The organism is Kineococcus lubricus, assembly GCF_050871965.1.
In the GTDB taxonomy this organism is placed as follows: Bacteria; Actinomycetota; Actinomycetes; order Actinomycetales; family Kineococcaceae; genus Kineococcus.
The window spans coordinates 170253-186382 of the sequence record NZ_JBJLSK010000003.1 but is presented as its reverse complement, the minus strand read 5'-3'; the positions used below and the strand labels follow the sequence as shown (position 1 = coordinate 186382).

The window sequence follows — 16130 nt, the reverse complement described above, 5'->3', positions numbered from 1 at the left end:
GGGGTTGTCCACACCGCCGCCGGTGAGCCCCCCGGGAAACCCGCCCGCGGCCGAGAGTGGTTGCGCACCGGGCGTTCCCGGTACCACCACCGCGAGGAGGAACCGTGCACGAGCAGTTCGCCGACGAGGACCAGGACCCCCGGGGCGACCGGGAACCCCAGGAGGGACCGGGACCGGACGCCGGGATGGCCACCGCCGAGTACGCCATGGCGACGCTGGCCGCCTGCGGTTTCGCGGCGCTGCTCATCGCCGTCCTGCGCAGCGACGAGGTGCGGGGGATGCTGCTCGGCGTCGTCCGCCAGGCCCTCACCCTCGGGTGAGCCGCCGCGGACCGGGCGACCGGGGTTCGGTGACGTCCGAGTTCGCCGTCCTGCTGCCCGCCGTCCTGGTCCTGCTCGCCCTCGCGCTCGGCGCGGTCCGGGTCGTGGTGACGCAGGTGCAGTGCGTCGACGCGGCCCGCGCCGCGGCCCGCGCCGCCGCGCGCGGGGAACCGGCGGACGTGGTCCGGGGCACCGCGCTCGCCGCGGCCCCCACCGGGGCGGACGTCCGGGTCGAGACCACCGGCGCCACCGTGCGGGTCGTCGTGAGCTCCCCGCAGCGGCTCGCCGGGCCCCTCGGCGGCGCCGTCCTCGCCCGCGGCACCGCGACGGCCGCCGTGGAGGGGGCGTGACCGCCCGGGACGCCGGCGGCGACGGGGGCGACGACGGGGGCGGCGACGGGGGCAGCGGCACCGTCCTGGCCGTCGGGGTGTGCGCCGCCGTCCTGACGGCCCTGCTCCTCGTCCTCGCCGTCGCGTCCGCCGTCGTCGCCCGCCACCGCGCCGAGGCTGCCGCCGACCTCGCCGCGCTCGCGGGCGCCGACGTCGTCGCCGGGCGCGCCGCCGGCGACGCGTGCGGGCGGGCGGGCGGTGTCGTCGCCGCGCACGGGGCCGCGGTCGTGGCGTGCGCGGTCGGTGCCGACGGGTCGGTCACCGTCACGGCCGCGGTCCGGCCCGCCGGGCTCGCCGGTGCCCTGGGCCGCGCCCGGGCCTCGGCGCGCGCCGGTCAGGCCACGACCGGGGACGCGGGGGGCGCCGGGGGCGCAGGGGCCCGGGAGGGCCCGGGGTGAGCGCGCACCGCCGCGACGAGCACGTCGAGCAGCGCCAGCGCCCCGGCCTTGTCCAGGGGCTCGTTCCCGTTGCCGCACTTGGGCGACTGCACGCACGCCGGGCAGCCGTCCTCGCAGGCGCAGGCCCGCACGGCGTCCCGCGTCGCGCCGACCCAGTCCGCGAACCGCTCGTGGGCGCGGTCGGCGAACCCGGCCCCGCCGGGCACGGCGTCGTGGACGAACACCGTGGGCAGCCCCGTGTCGGGGTGCAGGGCCGTGGACAGGCCGCCGAGGTCCCAGCGGTCGCACGTCGCCAGCAGCGGCAGCATCCCGATCGAGGCGTGCTCGGCGGCGTGCAGCGCCCCGGGCAGCCGGGTCGCGTCGCCCAGGACGGCCTCGGCGACGCCCGGGTCGACGGTCCACCACACCGCGCGGGTCCGCAGCCGGCGCTCGGGCAGGTCCAGGGGCTGCTCGCCCAGGACCGTCCCGGTGCCGACGGTGCGCCGCAGGAAACCCGTGACGCGGCTCGTCACCTCCACGACGCCCGAGCCCACCGCGACCGGCCCGGTGGTGCGGGTCCGGTCGACGGCCAGGACCCGCACGTCGGATGCCGAGCGGGCGTGCGTCGTGTACCCCGGGTCCGGTTCGCGGTGCACGACGGCCACGGACTCCTCCAGGTCCAGCCGGTCGACCAGGTAGGTGCGGCCCTGGTGGACGTGCACCGCGCCCTCGTGCACCGACGCGTCGGCCGACCCGGCCTGGACGGTCCCCAGGATGCGTCCGGTGACGTCCTCCACGACCCGGACGCTGCCACCGGCGCCGCGCAGGTCGGTGAGGTCGACCGCGCGGTCCCGGCGCGTCCAGTACCAGCCGTTCGGCCTGCGGCGCAGCATCTTCCGCTGCACGAGGAGTTCCACGACGTCGGCCGCGACGGGCCCGAACAGTTCCAGGTCCGCCTCGGTGAGCGGCAGTTCCTGAGCAGCGGCGGCCAGGTGCGGGGCCAGGACGTAGACGTTGTCGGGGTCCAGGACGGTGGCCTCCACCCCGGCGCCGAACAACGCCTCGGGGTGGTGCACGAGGTAGGTGTCCAGCGGGTCGTCGCGCGCCACGAACACCCCCAGCGCCGGGGCCCCGCGCCGGCCGGCGCGGCCGATCTGCTGCCAGAACGAGGCGCGGGTCCCGGGCCAGCCCGCGACGAGCACGGCGTCCAGCCCGGCGACGTCGACGCCCAGCTCCAGGGCGTTCGTCGTCGCCATGCCCACCACGCGCCCCGACCGCAGCCCCTCCTCCAGGGCCCGCCGGTCCTCGGGCAGGTACCCGCCGCGGTAGGCCAGCACCCGGCCGGCGAGGTCGGGGTCGACGTCGGACAGCCGCCGCCGCGCCCCCGCGGCCACGGACTCGGCCCCCGTGCGGCTGCGGACGAACGCCAGCGTCCGCACCCCCTCCAGCACCAGGTCGCCCAGCAGGTCCGCCGCCTCGGCCGTCGCGGTCCGGCGCTCGGTCCTCGCCGCCGGCCCGCCCGCGCCGGTCGCGGGGCGGGTGGGCGGCTCCCACAGCGCCACCGAGACCGCCGGGCGCGCCGAGGAGTCGTCGGTGACGGCGTGGACGTCCAGGCCCGTCAGCCGGCGGGCCGTGGTGGCCGGGTCGGCCACCGTCGCCGAGGCCAGCACGACGACGGGGTCGGCGCCGTAGCGGGCGGCCAGCCGGCGCAACCGGCGCAGCACCGCCGCGGCGTGCGAGCCGAACACCCCCCGGTACGTGTGCAGCTCGTCGACCACGACGAAGCGCAGGCGGCGCAGGAAGCTGGCCCAGTGCTCGTGCCCGGGCAGCACCGACCGGTGCAGCATGTCCACGTTCGTCAGCACCAGCGCCGCGTGCTCGCGGATCCAGCGCCGCACCTCCGGCGGGGTGTCGCCGTCGTACGTGCTGGTGACCGGGGCGTCCAGCCCCAGGGCGCGCAGCCGGGAGTCCTGGTCGGCGGCCAGCGCCTTGGTGGGGGACAGGTACAGCGCCGTGGCGCCCTTGCCGTTGGGGCTGGCGAGCGCGCTCGCGCGCAGCTCCGTCAGCACCGGCAGCTGGTAGGCCAGCGACTTGCCCGAGGCCGTCCCGGCGGACAGGACCGTGGAGCGCCCCGCGTGGACGGCCTCGGCGGCCAGCACCTGGTGCCGCCACGGCAGGCCGCCGGTGCCGCGCTCGAGGGCGGCGACGACGGCGGGGTCGGCCCACGCGGGCCACGGTTCGCGCGCCCCCGGCCGCGCGGGCAGCTGCTCGACGTGCCGGACGCGGTCGCCGCGGCGGCCGGCGTCCAGCAGCCGCTGCCACCGGGGCGGGCCGGGGGGGCCGGGCCTGTCCGAGCTCACGCCGCACAGTCTCCCCCCGTCCCGCTGCCGCCCGTCGCGCCACCACCGCCCGGGGGCGGATCGCCGGGGTTGGACAAGCCGATCACGCAGCGCGATGGTTAGATGCCAGGGAGGGCGCGGCAGCGTCCTCGCAAGCAGACTCTGCACGCACCTGCACGCGACAGCGCGCAGCCGACCAGCAGCGAGGAGGGGTCCTAGTGGACCTGTCGGTGACCAGCCGCGAGGAGAGCGGCCGGACCGTCGTCGAGGTGTCCGGCGAGATCGACGTGTACACCGCACCCACCCTGCGTGAGCGGCTCAACGAACTCGTGGGCGCCGGCCACCACCACCTCGTCGTGGACATGGAGGGCGTCGAGTTCCTCGACTCCACCGGGCTCGGTGTGCTGGTGGGCGGTCTCAAGCGCGTCCGCTCCCACGACGGTTCCCTGCACCTGGTGTGCCAGCGGGAGAAGATCCTCAAGGTCTTCCGCATCACCGGCCTCACCAAGGTGTTCCCGATCCACGACACCGTCGCCGACGCCATCGCGGCGTCCGCGTCGGCCGACGAGGCGAACGCCTCCTCCTGACCCGCCCGCTCCCCAGAGTCAGGACCCACACCCGTGCCCACCGTCACCCTGCGGTTCTCACCGCTGGCCGAGCACGTGCGCACCGCGCGTCTCGTGGCCGTCTCGGTGGCGCGCCGGGCCGGGTTCGGGGAGGACCAGCTCGACGAGATCCGCATCGCCATCGGTGAGGCGTGCGCGCGCGCCGTCGCCGGCGGGGCGCTGCGGACCCCAACCGGCCCGGCCGTGGGCCTGGTCGACATGAAGTTGTGCGACGACGAGGAACGTCTCGACGTGACCGTCGTGCAGTGCTCGGCCGACGGCGAACCGCTGCCGGACGGCCCCGGCCCGCTGGTCACGGCCGACCCGCTGTCCCTGGCCCTCATGGCCGGGATGGCCGACTCCAGCGCTCCGTCCAGCCAGTCCGGCGGGGTCACGCTCTCGTGGCGGCTCCAGGCCGAGGCGGCGCAGGCGCGCGCCTTCTGATCCTCCGCCGCCGGCCGGCGGGGGAGTGATCGCGACGCGTGGCACTCCCGGGGGTGCTGTCCTACGCTGCGGAACGAGGTCATCACTCGTCGAGGAGGACGCGTGCCCGTACCCGAGAGTCTCTCCAGTTCCGCCCAGGGCATCACGATCGCCGTCGCGGTCGTCGCCGTCCTCGCGCTCGCCGCCGCGTTCGTCTTCCGGCGACAGGTGCTGGCCGCCGGTGAGGGCACCGAGCGCATGCAGGCCATCGCCGGTTCCGTCCAGCGCGGCGCGGCCGCCTACCTGCGCCGGCAGTTCCGCACCCTGGTCTGGTTCGCCGTCGCCGTCCTGCTCCTGCTGCTGGCCCTGCCCGCCGACGGCTGGGACCTGCGGGCCGCCCGCAGCGTCGCGTTCCTCGTCGGCGCCGCGTTCTCCGCCGCCATCGGCTACCTCGGGATGTCGCTGGCCGTCCGCGCGAACGTGCGCGTGGCGGCCGCCGCCCGGCGGCCCGACGGCGGGCGCGAGGACGGCATGCGGATCGCGTTCCGCACCGGCGGGGTCGTCGGCATGACCACCGTGGGCCTGGGGCTGCTGGGCGCGGCGATCGCCGTCCTGGCCTACGGCGACGACGCCCCCACCGTCCTGGAGGGCTTCGGGTTCGGCGCCGCGCTGCTGGCGATGTTCATGCGCGTCGGCGGCGGCATCTTCACCAAGGCCGCCGACGTCGGGGCCGACCTCGTCGGCAAGATCGAGCAGGGCATCCCCGAGGACGACCCCCGCAACCCCGCCACCATCGCCGACAACGTCGGCGACAACGTCGGCGACTGCGCCGGGATGGCCGCGGACCTGTTCGAGTCCTACGCGGTGACCATCGTCGCGGCCGTCATCCTCGGCAGCGCCGCCATCGGCGAGGACGGCCTGGTCCTGCCGCTGCTGATCCCCGCGATCGGCGCGATCACCGCCGCCCTCGGCGTCGTGCTGGTCCGCGCCCGGCCCGGCGTGAGCGGCCTGACGTCCATCCAGAACGGGTTCTACCTGTCCGCGGTCGTCGCCCTCGTCGGCACCGGGATCGCGTGCTACGCGTTCCTGCCCTCGACGTTCGCGGGTTTCGCCGGTGCCGACGCGACCGTCGCCACCCTCAACGGCGACCCGCGGCTCATCGCGTTCGCGGCCGTGTTCCTCGGGATCCTGCTCGCCGTCCTCATCCTGTTCCTCACCGGCCACTACACCGGGACCGAGTCCGGGCCCACCCGCGACGTCGCCGGGTCCTCGGTGACCGGTGCCGCGACCGTCGTGCTGTCCGGGATCGGCCTGGGCCTGGAGTCGGCCGTCTACACGACGCTCGTCATCGGCGGCGCGGTGTTCCTGGCGTTCCTGCTCGCCGGGGGCGTCCTGGCGCTGGCGATGTTCCTGGTGGCGCTCGCCGGGTGCGGGCTGCTCACCACGGTCGGCGTCATCGTCGCGATGGACACGTTCGGCCCGGTCAGCGACAACGCGCAGGGGATCGCCGAGATGAGCGGCGACGTCGACGGCGAGGGCGCCGCGGTCCTCACCGAGCTGGACGCGGTCGGGAACACCACGAAGGCCGTCACCAAGGGCATCGCGATCGCGACGGCCGTGCTGGCGGCGACGGCGCTGTTCGGGTCGTACCAGGGTGCGGTGGTGCAGCGCATCAACGAGGCGGCCGTCGGCATCGAGGCCCCCTCGCAGTACCTGCAGCGCACCATCGGCGACTTCAGCGTCTCGACGCCGACGACGCTGGTGGGGGTGCTGCTGGGGGCCGCGGTGGTGTTCCTGTTCGCCGGGCTCGCGATCAACGCGGTGGGCCGCTCGGCGGGGGCCGTCGTGCTGGAGGTGCGGCGGCAGTTCGCCGACCACCCCGGGATCATGGACGGCACCGAGGAGCCGGACCACGGCCGGGTCGTGGACCTGTGCACCCGCGACGCGCTGCGCGAACTGGCCACCCCGGGGCTGCTGGCGGCGTTCGCGCCGATCGCCGTCGGGTTCGGCCTGGGGGTCGCCCCGCTGGCGGGCTTCCTCGGCGGCGCGATCGCCGCGGGGGTCCTCATGGCGGTGTTCCTGGCGAACTCCGGCGGGTCGTGGGACAACGCGAAGAAGCTCGTCGAGGACGGCCTGCACGGCGGGAAGGGGTCGGCGGCGCACGAGGCCACGGTCATCGGCGACACGATCGGCGACCCGTTCAAGGACACCGCCGGCCCGGCGATCAACCCGCTCATCAAGGTCATGAACCTGGTGGCGCTGCTCGTGGCGCCCGCGGTGGTGACGCTGTCCATCGGGGCCGACGCGAACCCGGTGGCCCGGTACGGCATCGCGGTGGTCGCGACGGCGATCATCGTCGGCGCGGTCGTCGTCAGCAAGGTGCGGCGGGTGGACATGTCGGCGCCGACGGGGGCCGCGGCGCTGGACCTGACGGCCGAGGAGGGCGCGGACCGGCTGCGCTGAGCTGGCAGACTCGGGCCGCGTGAGCGACCCCCGAGAACTCCTGGCCGGGCTGCGCGCGGACCTGCGCGCCGCGGACTACACCGTCGACGGGGTCGCCCGGCTCGTCGGGGACGTCGCCTCGGCCGCGCTGGACCGCGAGCAGCCGCTGCCGGCGCTGCGGGCGACGGCCGGTTCCCGCGAGCCGGGTGCCGTCCTGCTGCGGCTGGGCACCCTGGGACGCACCGTGACCCGCGGTGAGCTGGACGCCGCGCTGCCCCGCACCGGGACGGCGGGGGCCGCCGCGCTCGGCCTGGTCGCGGCGGCGGGGGCGGCGCCGCAGGACGAGGTGCGGCCCCTGGTGGACCTGCGGCCCTACGCCGCCGACGACGCCGGTGAGCCGGTGCAGTGGTGGCTGGTCAGCGACCTCGGGGAGGTCGCGACCGGGGACGTCCTGCGCCCCGACCACGTCCTCGGCGTCGGGGGCGCCTCGCTGACGCTGGCCTCGGCGACGGTCCGCACCCCCGTCGACCGGGTCCTGGACGTCGGGACCGGCTGCGGCGTCCAGGCCCTGCACGCCGCGCGGCACGCGCGGCGGGTCACGGCCACGGACACCTCCGAGCGGGCGCTGGACCTCGCGGCCGTCAACGCCGCCCTCAACGAGGTGGCGCTGGACCTGCGCCACGGGTCGCTGCTGGAGCCCGTGGAGCCGGGGGAGCGGTTCGGCCTGGTCGTGTCGAACCCGCCGTTCGTCATCACCCCCCGCACCGGCGCGGTCCCCACCTACGAGTACCGCGACGGCGGGATGGCCGGCGACTCGCTGGTGGCGCAGCTCATCGGGTCGCTGCCGTCGGTGCTGGAACCGGGCGGCGTGGCGCAGCTGCTGGCGAACTGGGAGCTGCACGAGGGGCAGACCTGGTCGCAGCGGGTGGAGGGCTGGCTGGAGGGCACCGGGCTGGACGCGTGGGTCGTCCAGCGCGAGGTCGCCGACCCGGCCCTGTACGCCGAGACGTGGATCCGCGACGGCGGGCAGAAGCCGGGCCCGCGCTTCGACGAGCTGTACGCCGCCTGGCTCGACGACTTCGCCGCGCGGGGCGTGGACGGCGTCGGCTTCGGCGTCGTCACGCTGCGCCGACCGGCCCGCGACGGCGCCCCGCTGCGCCGGTTCGAGGAGAACCTCGCGGCCCTGTCGGACCCGCTGGGGGAGGTGTTCGCGGCCGGGCTGGCCGCCCACGACCGGCTGGCGCTGGTGGAGGACCTCGGGGACCTGCGGCTGACGGTCGCGCCCGACGTCACCGACGAGCGCTTCCACACCCCCGGCGACCCGGACCCGCGGATCGTGCTGCTGCGCCAGGGCGGCGGCCTGCGCCGCGTCGCGCAGGTCGACGGCGACCTCGCCGGGCTCGTGGGGGCCTGCGACGGGGAGCTGACCGTCGGGCAGATCACCGCCGGGCTCGCGGTGCTGGGGGAGGAGGCCGTGGGCGAGGTGCGGCAGCGGCTGTACCCGCGGGTGCGGTCGCTGGTGGCGGACGGGTTCCTGCGCCTGCCCTGACCGCGTCCACGGGCCGAACCCCCCGCGGCTCCGGGAGGCCCCGACGACCGCGGGTTGCGTCCCGCGGGCGGTGCCGTGGCACATTGGCGGGGCACGCCCGGAGCACGGACCGGCGCAGCGTGGGTGCACACGGTGCCGACGCGGCGTGCGAGAGTGCTCGGCAGGGCGTGCCGGCCCAGGGGTGGGAACCGGCGCCCGGGGCAACGATCCGAAGGTGAGAGGCAGGACCAGTGGCGGGCAAGTCCCAGGGAACGACGGCGTCCGGTGACGGACTGCGCCGACTGGTGATCGTCGAGTCGCCGAACAAGGTCAAGAACATCTCCAACTACCTCGGCCCGGGGTACGTCGTGGAGGCGTCGGTCGGCCACATCCGCGACCTGCCGCAGCCCTCGCAGCTGCCCGACGAGATGAAGAAGGGCCCCTTCGGCAAGTTCGCGGTCGACGTCGACCACGGCTTCGAGCCCTACTACGTCGTCGACACCGACAAGAAGAAGAAGGTCTCCGAGCTCAAGCGCGCCCTCAAGGACGCCGACGAGCTCATCCTCGCCACCGACCGCGACCGCGAGGGCGAGGCCATCGCCTGGCACCTCGTGCAGGCGCTCGAACCGCGCATCCCCTACCGGCGCATGGTGTTCGGGGAGATCACCCGGGAGGCCATCCAGCAGGCGGTGCAGGAGCTGCGCGACATCGACGACCGGCTCGTCGACGCGCAGGAGACCCGCCGCATCCTGGACCGCCTCTACGGCTACGAGCTGTCCCCGGTGCTGTGGCGCAAGGTGCGCGCGGGGCTGTCGGCCGGGCGCGTGCAGTCGGTGGCGACGCGGCTGTGCGTGGAGCGCGAGCGCGAGCGGATGGCGTTCGTCGCCGCCGGGTACGCCGACGTCACCGGCACCTTCGCCCCCGAGGGGGACTCGGCCTTCCAGGCCAAGCTGTCGCAGGTCGAGGGCAAGCGGGTCGCCTCCGGCCGCGACTTCGCCGACGACGGCACGCTGAAGACGCAGAACGTCGCCCACCTCGACGTGGCCGCCGCGCAGGCCCTCGTCGCGGGCCTGCGGGACGCCCGGTTCGCCGTCCGCGGGGTGGAGGAGAAGCCGTACACGCGCCGCCCGGCGGCGCCGTTCATCACCTCCACGCTGCAGCAGGAGGCCTCGCGCAAGCTGCGGCTGAACGCCCGGCAGACGATGCGCACCGCGCAGGGCCTGTACGAGCGCGGCTACATCACCTACATGCGCACCGACTCGATCCAGCTGTCGGCGCAGGCGCTGGCGGCGGCCCGGGCGCAGGCCCGGGAGCTGTACGGCCCCGAGTACGTGCCGGACTCCCCGCGCAACTACACGTCGAAGGCGAAGAACGCGCAGGAGGGCCACGAGGCGATCCGCCCGGCGGGGGAGAACTTCCGCACCCCGGCGCAGGTCTCCGGTGAGCTGCGCGGCGACGAGTTCCGCCTGTACGACCTCATCTGGAAGCGGACCGTCGCCTCCCAGATGCACGACGCGCGGGGGACGACCGCGACGGTCCGGCTGGGGGCGACCACGGCCGACGGCCGCGACGTCGAGTTCTCCGCCTCCGGCACGATCATCACGTTCCGCGGGTTCCTGGCCGCCTACGAGGAGGGCCGGGACGCCACCCGCGACGAGGAGAGCACCGGCGACGACGACCGCCGCCTGCCGCAGGTCGCCGCCGGCGACCCGCTGACCGCGCGGGACCTGACCGCCGACGGCCACGAGACGACCCCGCCGGCCCGGTACACCGAGGCCAGCCTCATCAAGACGCTGGAGGAGAAGGGGATCGGGCGTCCCTCGACGTTCCAGTCGATCATCTCGACCATCGTCGACCGCGGGTACGTCTGGTACAAGGGTTCGGCCCTGGTGCCGAGCTGGCTGGCGTTCGCGGTGACGCGGCTGCTGGAGGAGCACTTCCCCAAGCTCGTCGACTACGACTTCACGGCCGAGATGGAGAACGACCTCGACGCGATCTCGCGCGGGGAGGCCGAGCGCGTCGACTGGCTGACGAAGTTCTACTTCGGCGCCGACGGCCCGGCCAACGGTGCCGCCGCGCCCGCGGGCGCCGGCCCGGGCTCGGGCCCCGGTCACGCCGCCGACCTGGAGCTGGACGGCATCAAGGGCCTGGCCGACGACCTCGGCGCGATCGACGCCCGGGAGATCTCCACGATCCCGATCGGGGACGGCGTCGTCCTGCGGGTGGGCCGGTACGGGCCCTACCTGGAGGGGCCGGACCGCGAGACCGGAGAGCTGCTCAAGGCGTCGGTGCCCGAGGACGTCGCCCCCGACGAGATGACCGTCGAGCGGGCGTACGAGCTGCTGACGACGCAGTCCGAGGGCGACAACGTGCTGGGGCAGGACCCGGCGACCGGCCGCACGATCGTGGCGCGGGTGGGCCGCTACGGCCCGTACGTCACCGAGCTGATCGAGGACGAGCCCGCGCCGGAGCCGCCGGCCGAGGGGGCGCCGAAGAAGCGCGCCGCGAAGAAGGCGGCCAAGGCCAAGCCGCGCACGGGGTCGCTGTTCAAGGACATGTCGGTCGAGACCGTCACCCTGGAGCAGGCGCTGCAGCTGCTGTCGCTGCCGCGCGTGGTGGGGACCGACCCGCAGACCGGTGAGGAGATCACCGCGCAGAACGGCCGCTACGGCCCGTACCTGAAGAAGGGCACGGACTCGCGCTCCCTGGAGACCGAGGACCAGATCTTCTCCATCACGCTGCCGGAGGTGCTGGCGATCTACGCCCAGCCCAAGACGCGGCGCGGTGCGGTCGCCAAGCCGCCGCTCAAGGAGCTCGGCCCCGACCCCGAGTCCGGCCAGCCCATCGTGATCAAGGACGGCCGGTTCGGGCCGTACGCGACGGACGGCACGACCAACGCGACCCTGCGCAAGGACGACGACCCCGAGACGGTGACGCTGGAGCGGGCCGCGGAGCTGCTGGCCGAGAAGCGGGCCAAGGGGCCGGTGAAGAAGACCGCCAAGAAGGCGGCGGTGAAGAAGACGGCCGCGAAGAAGACGGCCGCGAAGCGGGCCCCGGCGAAGAAGGCCGCCGCAGCCGCGGAATCCTGACGGACCCCGCACCACGGACCCCTCACCACGAACGCTGAGTGAGGATCGACGCACCGAACGTCGATCCTCGCTCAGCGCCCGGGTGAAGCTGCCGCGAAGGCGCCGGGGAGGTGCCCGGAGTGGGACAGGGTCGCTCCTCGTGCACACCACCACCCCGCCGCCCGTCGGCCGGCTGCTGAGCCTGCAGGCCGTGCGCGCCGTCGCCGCCTCGCTCGTCGTCCTGGTCCACCTCGGCGGCCCCACCGCCTTCGAGCACAAGGTCTTCGGCAGCTCGCTGCTGCAGCCGGTGTGGTGGCCCGCGCAGTCCGGCGTCGACCTCTTCTTCGTCGTCAGCGGCTTCGTCATGGCCGTCACCGCCGGCGGCGCCCTGTTCGCCGGCGCCCCCCGGCCCTCCGTGGGCCGGTTCGCCTGGCGCCGCGCCAGCCGCGTCTACCCGCTGTACTGGGCCGTCTCCCTCGTCCTGCTGGCCGTCGTGCTCGCCGCCCCCGGCCTCGTCCACGGCAACGGCGAGGAGACCGACCTGCTCGCCACGTTCGCGCTGCTGCCCCAGCGCGGCGAGCCGCTGCTGCTGGTGGGCTGGACCCTCGTCTACGAGATGGGCTTCTACCTCGTCTTCACCCTGTCGCTGCTGGCCGGCCGCCGGGGCCGCGGCGCCGCCCGCGCCGTCCTGGTCGCCTGGGCCGCGGCCGTCCTCGTCGCCGGCCCGTTCGTGCCGCAGGGCGCCTCGCCGTGGCTGCAGGTCGCGACCAACCCGCTGAACCTGGAGTTCGGGATGGGCGTCCTCGCCGGCTGGCTCGTCGTCAGCGGCCGCGCCGCCGGCCGCGGGCCGCTGCTGCTGGGCGCCGGGCTCACCGTCCTGCTCGCCACCTGGGTCGACCTGTCGCTGCGGGGCCCGCTGACCGGCACCGGGCTCGCGATGGCCCTGGCCCTGGGCGGCGGCTCCGCCCTGACCGTCACCGGCCTGGCGACCCTCGAGCGCGAGGGCCGGCTGCGGGTCCCGGCGCTGCTGGGCCGCCTCGGGGACGCCTCCTACTCCCTGTACCTCGTGCACGTGCCCGTCATCACCCTCGCCGCGATCGTGCTCGCCCGCGTCCTGCCCGACCTGCGCGGGCCCGCCGGCCTCGCCCTGCAGGCCGTCGTCGTGGTCGTCGCCTTCGTCGGCTGCCAGGTCGCCGGGCTGCTCGCCCACGCCCTCCTGGAGCGCCCGCTGCTGACTCTCACCCGGCGCCTCGAACGCCGGGTCGCGTCCCCCCGCGGCGCCGCCGCGCGGCCCGCGCAGGCCCGCCCCGAGCGCGGGGAGGTGTCCGCCGCGGCCTCTACCCTGACGACGTGACCCCAGCCGCGACCGCTCCCGACCACCCCGCGGAGCGCGCGGCGAGCGCACCCGACCACGACGTGCGGGCCCTGCTGCGCGACCACCCCGACTTCCGCCGCATGTGGCTCTCGCTCATGCTCTCCAGCTTCGGGGACTGGCTCGGGATGCTCGCCAAGCTGGGCACCGCCGCGGGCCTGACCGTCGGCGACGCCACCCAGACCAGCGTCGCCGTCTCCACCGTCTTCGTGCTGCAGCTGGCGCCCGCGGCCCTGCTCGGGCCGCTGGCGGGGGCGCTCGCCGACCGCCTCGACCGGCGGACGACGATGGTCGTCGGCGACGTCCTGCGGTTCGCGCTGTTCGCCTCCATCCCGCTCGCCGGGAACCTCACCTGGCTGTTCGTCGCCACCCTGCTCATCGAGCTGGTCACCTTGTTCTGGGGCCCGGCCAAGGACGCCACCGTCCCCAACCTGGTGCCCCGCAACCGGCTGGAGGCGGCCAACCAGGTCAGCCTCGTCGCCACCTACGGCTCGGCCCCCGTCGCCGGGCTCGCCTTCATCCTGCTGACCCTGCTCACCGGGGTCCTCGACGGCGTCCTGCCCTTCCTCGCCGGCGGGCAGTCCGACCTGGCGATGTACGTCAACGCGCTCACGTTCCTCGTCGCAGCCGCCGTCATCTGGCGCCTGGACATCCCGCCGCGCGAGGGCGCGCCCCGCGAGGGTGGGCTCGCGCCCACGCTGGGGCGCGACATCGTCGAGGGCTGGCGGTTCGTGGGGCGCTCGGCGCTGCTGCGCGGGCTCGTCCTCGGGATGCTCGTCGCGTTCGGCGCCGGCGGGGTCGTGCTCGGCCTCGGGCGCGCCTTCGTCACCAGCCTGGGCGCGGGGGACCCCGGGTACGGCGTCGTCGTGATGGCCGTCTTCGCCGGCGTCGCCCTCGGGGTGTGGCAGGGGCCGCGCTGGCTGGCCGGGTTCAGCCGGCGCCGCACCTTCGGGCTGGCGCTGTCCGCCGCCGGGGTCTCCCTCGTGCTCGTCGCGGTCGTGCACGACATCGTCGTGGCGTCCCTGTGCGTCGTGGCCCTCGGGCTGTTCACCGGGCTCGCCTACGTCTCGGCGTACACGCTGCTCGGCCTGGAGGTCGACGACGACGTCCGCGGCCGCACCTTCGCCTTCGTCGGCTCCAGCACCCGCGTCGTCATCATCGCCGTGATGCTCGTGGCCCCGTGGGTCGCGAACGCCCTCGGGGAGCTGACCCTCGCCCCCAGCGACCACTGGTCGGTGACGTACGCCGGGTCGGCGCTGGCCATGGCGCTGGCCGGGGTCGTCACCGGCGTCACGGGCCTGGTGGTGTTCCGGCAGGTGGACGACCGCCGCGGGACCAGCCTGCGCGCCGACCTGGTCGCGGCCTGGCGCCGTCGCGGGCAGGCTGGTCCCGTGGTCCCCGACACCCCCGCGACCGGTCGTCCCGCCCGCGCCCCGGGCGGGTTCTTCCTCGCCCTCGAGGGCGGCGACGGGTCGGGCAAGACCACCCAGGCCACGCTGCTGGTGGCCTGGCTGGGGGAGCGGGGCCACGAGGCCGTCGTGACCCGCGAACCCGGCGGCACCGCCACCGGCCGCGACCTGCGCGAGGTCCTGCTCAGCCACCGCGGCGACGGCGCCCCGCTGAGCCCGCGCGCCGAGGCGCTGCTGTTCGCCGCCGACCGCGCCCAGCACGTCGCCGAGGTGGTCCGCCCCGCCCTGGGCCGCGGCGCCGTCGTCGTCACCGACCGCTACGTCGACTCCTCCCTGGCCTACCAGGGGGCCGGGCGCGACCTGCCCGCCGCCGACGTCGAGGGGCTGTCGCGGTGGGCGACCGAGGACCTGCTGCCCGACCTGACCGTCGTCCTCGACGTCGACCCCGCCACCGCCGCGCGGCGCCGCTCCGGCCGCGCGGCCGACGACCGCCTCGAGGCGGAGTCGCGGGCCTTCCACGCCCGGGTGCGCGAGCAGTTCCTGCTGCTGGCCCGGCGCGACCCGGCGCGCTACCTGGTGCTGGACGCGACGACCACGCCCGAGGCGGTCCAGGAGAAGCTGCGCGCCCACCTCACCGGGCTGCTGCCCGCCCCGGTGCGCTCGCGGGCGGGTGCGCGGTGAGCGTCTGGGACGAGGTCGTCGGCCAGGGCCCGGCCGTCCGGGTCCTGACCCGTGCCGCGCTCGCCGCCCGCCGCGGCACCACCGGCATGACCCACGCGTGGCTGCTCACCGGCCCACCCGGCTCCGGGCGGTCCACCGCGGCCCGCGCCTTCGCGGCCGCGCTGGCGTGCGAGGACCCCGCCGAGGTCGGCTGCGGCCGCTGCCCCGGCTGCCGGACCGCCGTCGCCGGGTCGCACGCCGACGTCACGGTCTTCTCCACCGAGCACATGCAGATCCGCCGCGAGGACGTCGAGCCGCTCATCGCCACCGCCCAGCGCCGCCCCTCGGTGGCGCGCTGGCGGGTGATCGTCGTCGAGGACGCCGACCGGCTGAACCAGACCTCGGGCAACGTGCTGCTGAAGACCATCGAGGAACCGCCCGCGCAGACGGTCTGGCTGCTGTGCGCGCCCGCCGTCGACGACGTCCTGCCGACGATCCGCTCCCGCGCGCGGCACGTCCCGCTGCGCGTCCCGCCCGCCGACGCCGTCGCCGAGCTGCTGGTGCGCCGCGACGGGATCGACCCGGTGATGGCCGCGTTCGCCGCGCGCGCCGCGCAGTCCCACGTCGGCCTGGCGCGGCGGCTGGCCCGCGACGAGGGTGCCCGCATCCGCCGCCGCGAGGTGCTGCGGCTGCCGCAGCGGGTGCGCGGCGTCGGCGACGCCGTCGTGGCCGCCGGGGAGCTCGTCGAGGTCGCCGCCGAGGAGGCCGGCGCCTCGACCACCGAGCGCGACGCCCGGGAGCGGGCCGAGCTGCTGCGCGCGCTGGGCGCCGACGGGTCGGCGACCGTCCCGCCGGCCGTGCGCGCCCAGGTGCGGCAGCTGGAGGAGGACCAGAAGCGCCGCGCCCGCCGGCACCAGACCGACGTCCTGGACCGGGCGCTGGTGGACCTGCTCGGGCTGCTGCGCGACGTCCTCGTCCTGCAGCTGGGGGCGCCGGTGGAGCTGGTCAACGGGGACATGACGACCGACGTGCGGGCGATGGCCGCCGCGAGCACCGCGGAGGACACCCTGCGCCGCGCCGACGCGGTGCAGCTGGCCCGCGAGCGCCTCGCCCAGAACGTCGCGCCGCTGCTGGCCATCGAGGCGCTGGCCCTGAGCCTGCGGCCCCCCGGCCGGGACGAGTGACGTCACGTACCGTG

Annotated in this window: 12 protein-coding genes; 11 read left to right on the top strand and 1 reads right to left on the bottom strand. The window is 75.9% G+C overall.

From position 1 onward, the window contains the following. The first annotated feature begins 104 nt into the window (after positions 1-104). From ACRYRX_RS03520 to ACRYRX_RS03510, 3 genes are read left to right on the top strand one after another with little or no spacing between them, the layout of a single operon-like run. The gene (locus ACRYRX_RS03520) at positions 105-320 is read left to right on the top strand and encodes a DUF4244 domain-containing protein (protein ID WP_432510420.1); all 216 of its coding nucleotides are present in this window, start codon (positions 105-107) and stop codon (positions 318-320) included. Positions 321-349: 29 nt separating this feature from the next. Beyond that, on the top strand, positions 350-670 hold the full coding sequence (locus tag ACRYRX_RS03515) for a TadE family type IV pilus minor pilin (RefSeq protein ID WP_432510419.1): 321 nt from the start codon (positions 350-352) through the stop codon (positions 668-670). Continuing rightward, positions 667-1107 (top strand): Rv3654c family TadE-like protein, encoded by a 441-nt coding sequence (locus tag ACRYRX_RS03510; RefSeq protein ID WP_432510418.1) that lies wholly within the window; start codon positions 667-669, stop codon positions 1105-1107. The genes ACRYRX_RS03515 and ACRYRX_RS03510 overlap by 4 nt, the downstream gene beginning before the upstream one ends. Here ACRYRX_RS03510 and ACRYRX_RS03505 read toward each other — a convergent pair. Continuing rightward, the gene (locus tag ACRYRX_RS03505; RefSeq protein ID WP_432510417.1) at positions 1044-3446 is read right to left on the bottom strand and encodes a DEAD/DEAH box helicase; all 2403 of its coding nucleotides are present in this window, start codon (positions 3444-3446) and stop codon (positions 1044-1046) included. The genes ACRYRX_RS03510 and ACRYRX_RS03505 overlap by 64 nt on opposite strands. A 197-nt stretch (positions 3447-3643) precedes the next feature. On the opposite strand from ACRYRX_RS03505, the gene ACRYRX_RS03500 reads away from it, so the two are divergent. The 8 genes from ACRYRX_RS03500 (at position 3644) to ACRYRX_RS03465 (ending at position 16116) form a co-directional block, all read left to right on the top strand. Then, on the top strand, positions 3644-4012 hold the full coding sequence (locus tag ACRYRX_RS03500; protein ID WP_432510416.1) for an STAS domain-containing protein: 369 nt from the start codon (positions 3644-3646) through the stop codon (positions 4010-4012). A 33-nt stretch (positions 4013-4045) separates the two neighbouring features. Continuing rightward, positions 4046-4474: an ATP-binding protein gene (locus tag ACRYRX_RS03495; RefSeq protein WP_432510415.1), complete on the top strand. Its 429-nt coding sequence runs from the start codon at positions 4046-4048 to the stop codon at positions 4472-4474. Between the two features lie 102 nt (positions 4475-4576). Then, the gene (locus tag ACRYRX_RS03490) at positions 4577-6916 is read left to right on the top strand and encodes a sodium-translocating pyrophosphatase (RefSeq protein ID WP_432510414.1); all 2340 of its coding nucleotides are present in this window, start codon (positions 4577-4579) and stop codon (positions 6914-6916) included. A 19-nt stretch (positions 6917-6935) separates the two neighbouring features. Then, positions 6936-8444, top strand: a complete 1509-nt coding sequence (locus tag ACRYRX_RS03485) for a DUF7059 domain-containing protein (RefSeq protein ID WP_432510413.1) — start codon at positions 6936-6938, stop codon at positions 8442-8444. A 284-nt stretch (positions 8445-8728) separates the two neighbouring features. Further along, on the top strand, positions 8729-11512 hold the full coding sequence (gene topA, locus ACRYRX_RS03480; protein ID WP_432510412.1) for a type I DNA topoisomerase: 2784 nt from the start codon (positions 8729-8731) through the stop codon (positions 11510-11512). 139 nt (positions 11513-11651) lie between these two features. Further along, on the top strand, positions 11652-12845 hold the full coding sequence (locus tag ACRYRX_RS03475) for an acyltransferase family protein (protein WP_432510411.1): 1194 nt from the start codon (positions 11652-11654) through the stop codon (positions 12843-12845). Then, positions 12842-14953: a dTMP kinase gene (gene tmk / locus ACRYRX_RS03470; RefSeq protein ID WP_432510410.1), complete on the top strand. Its 2112-nt coding sequence runs from the start codon at positions 12842-12844 to the stop codon at positions 14951-14953. Before ACRYRX_RS03475 ends, tmk begins: the two co-directional genes overlap by 4 nt. Continuing rightward, positions 14950-16116 (top strand): DNA polymerase III subunit delta', encoded by a 1167-nt coding sequence (locus tag ACRYRX_RS03465; RefSeq protein ID WP_432510409.1) that lies wholly within the window; start codon positions 14950-14952, stop codon positions 16114-16116. The genes tmk and ACRYRX_RS03465 overlap by 4 nt, the downstream gene beginning before the upstream one ends. The last annotated feature ends 14 nt before the right edge of the window (positions 16117-16130 follow it).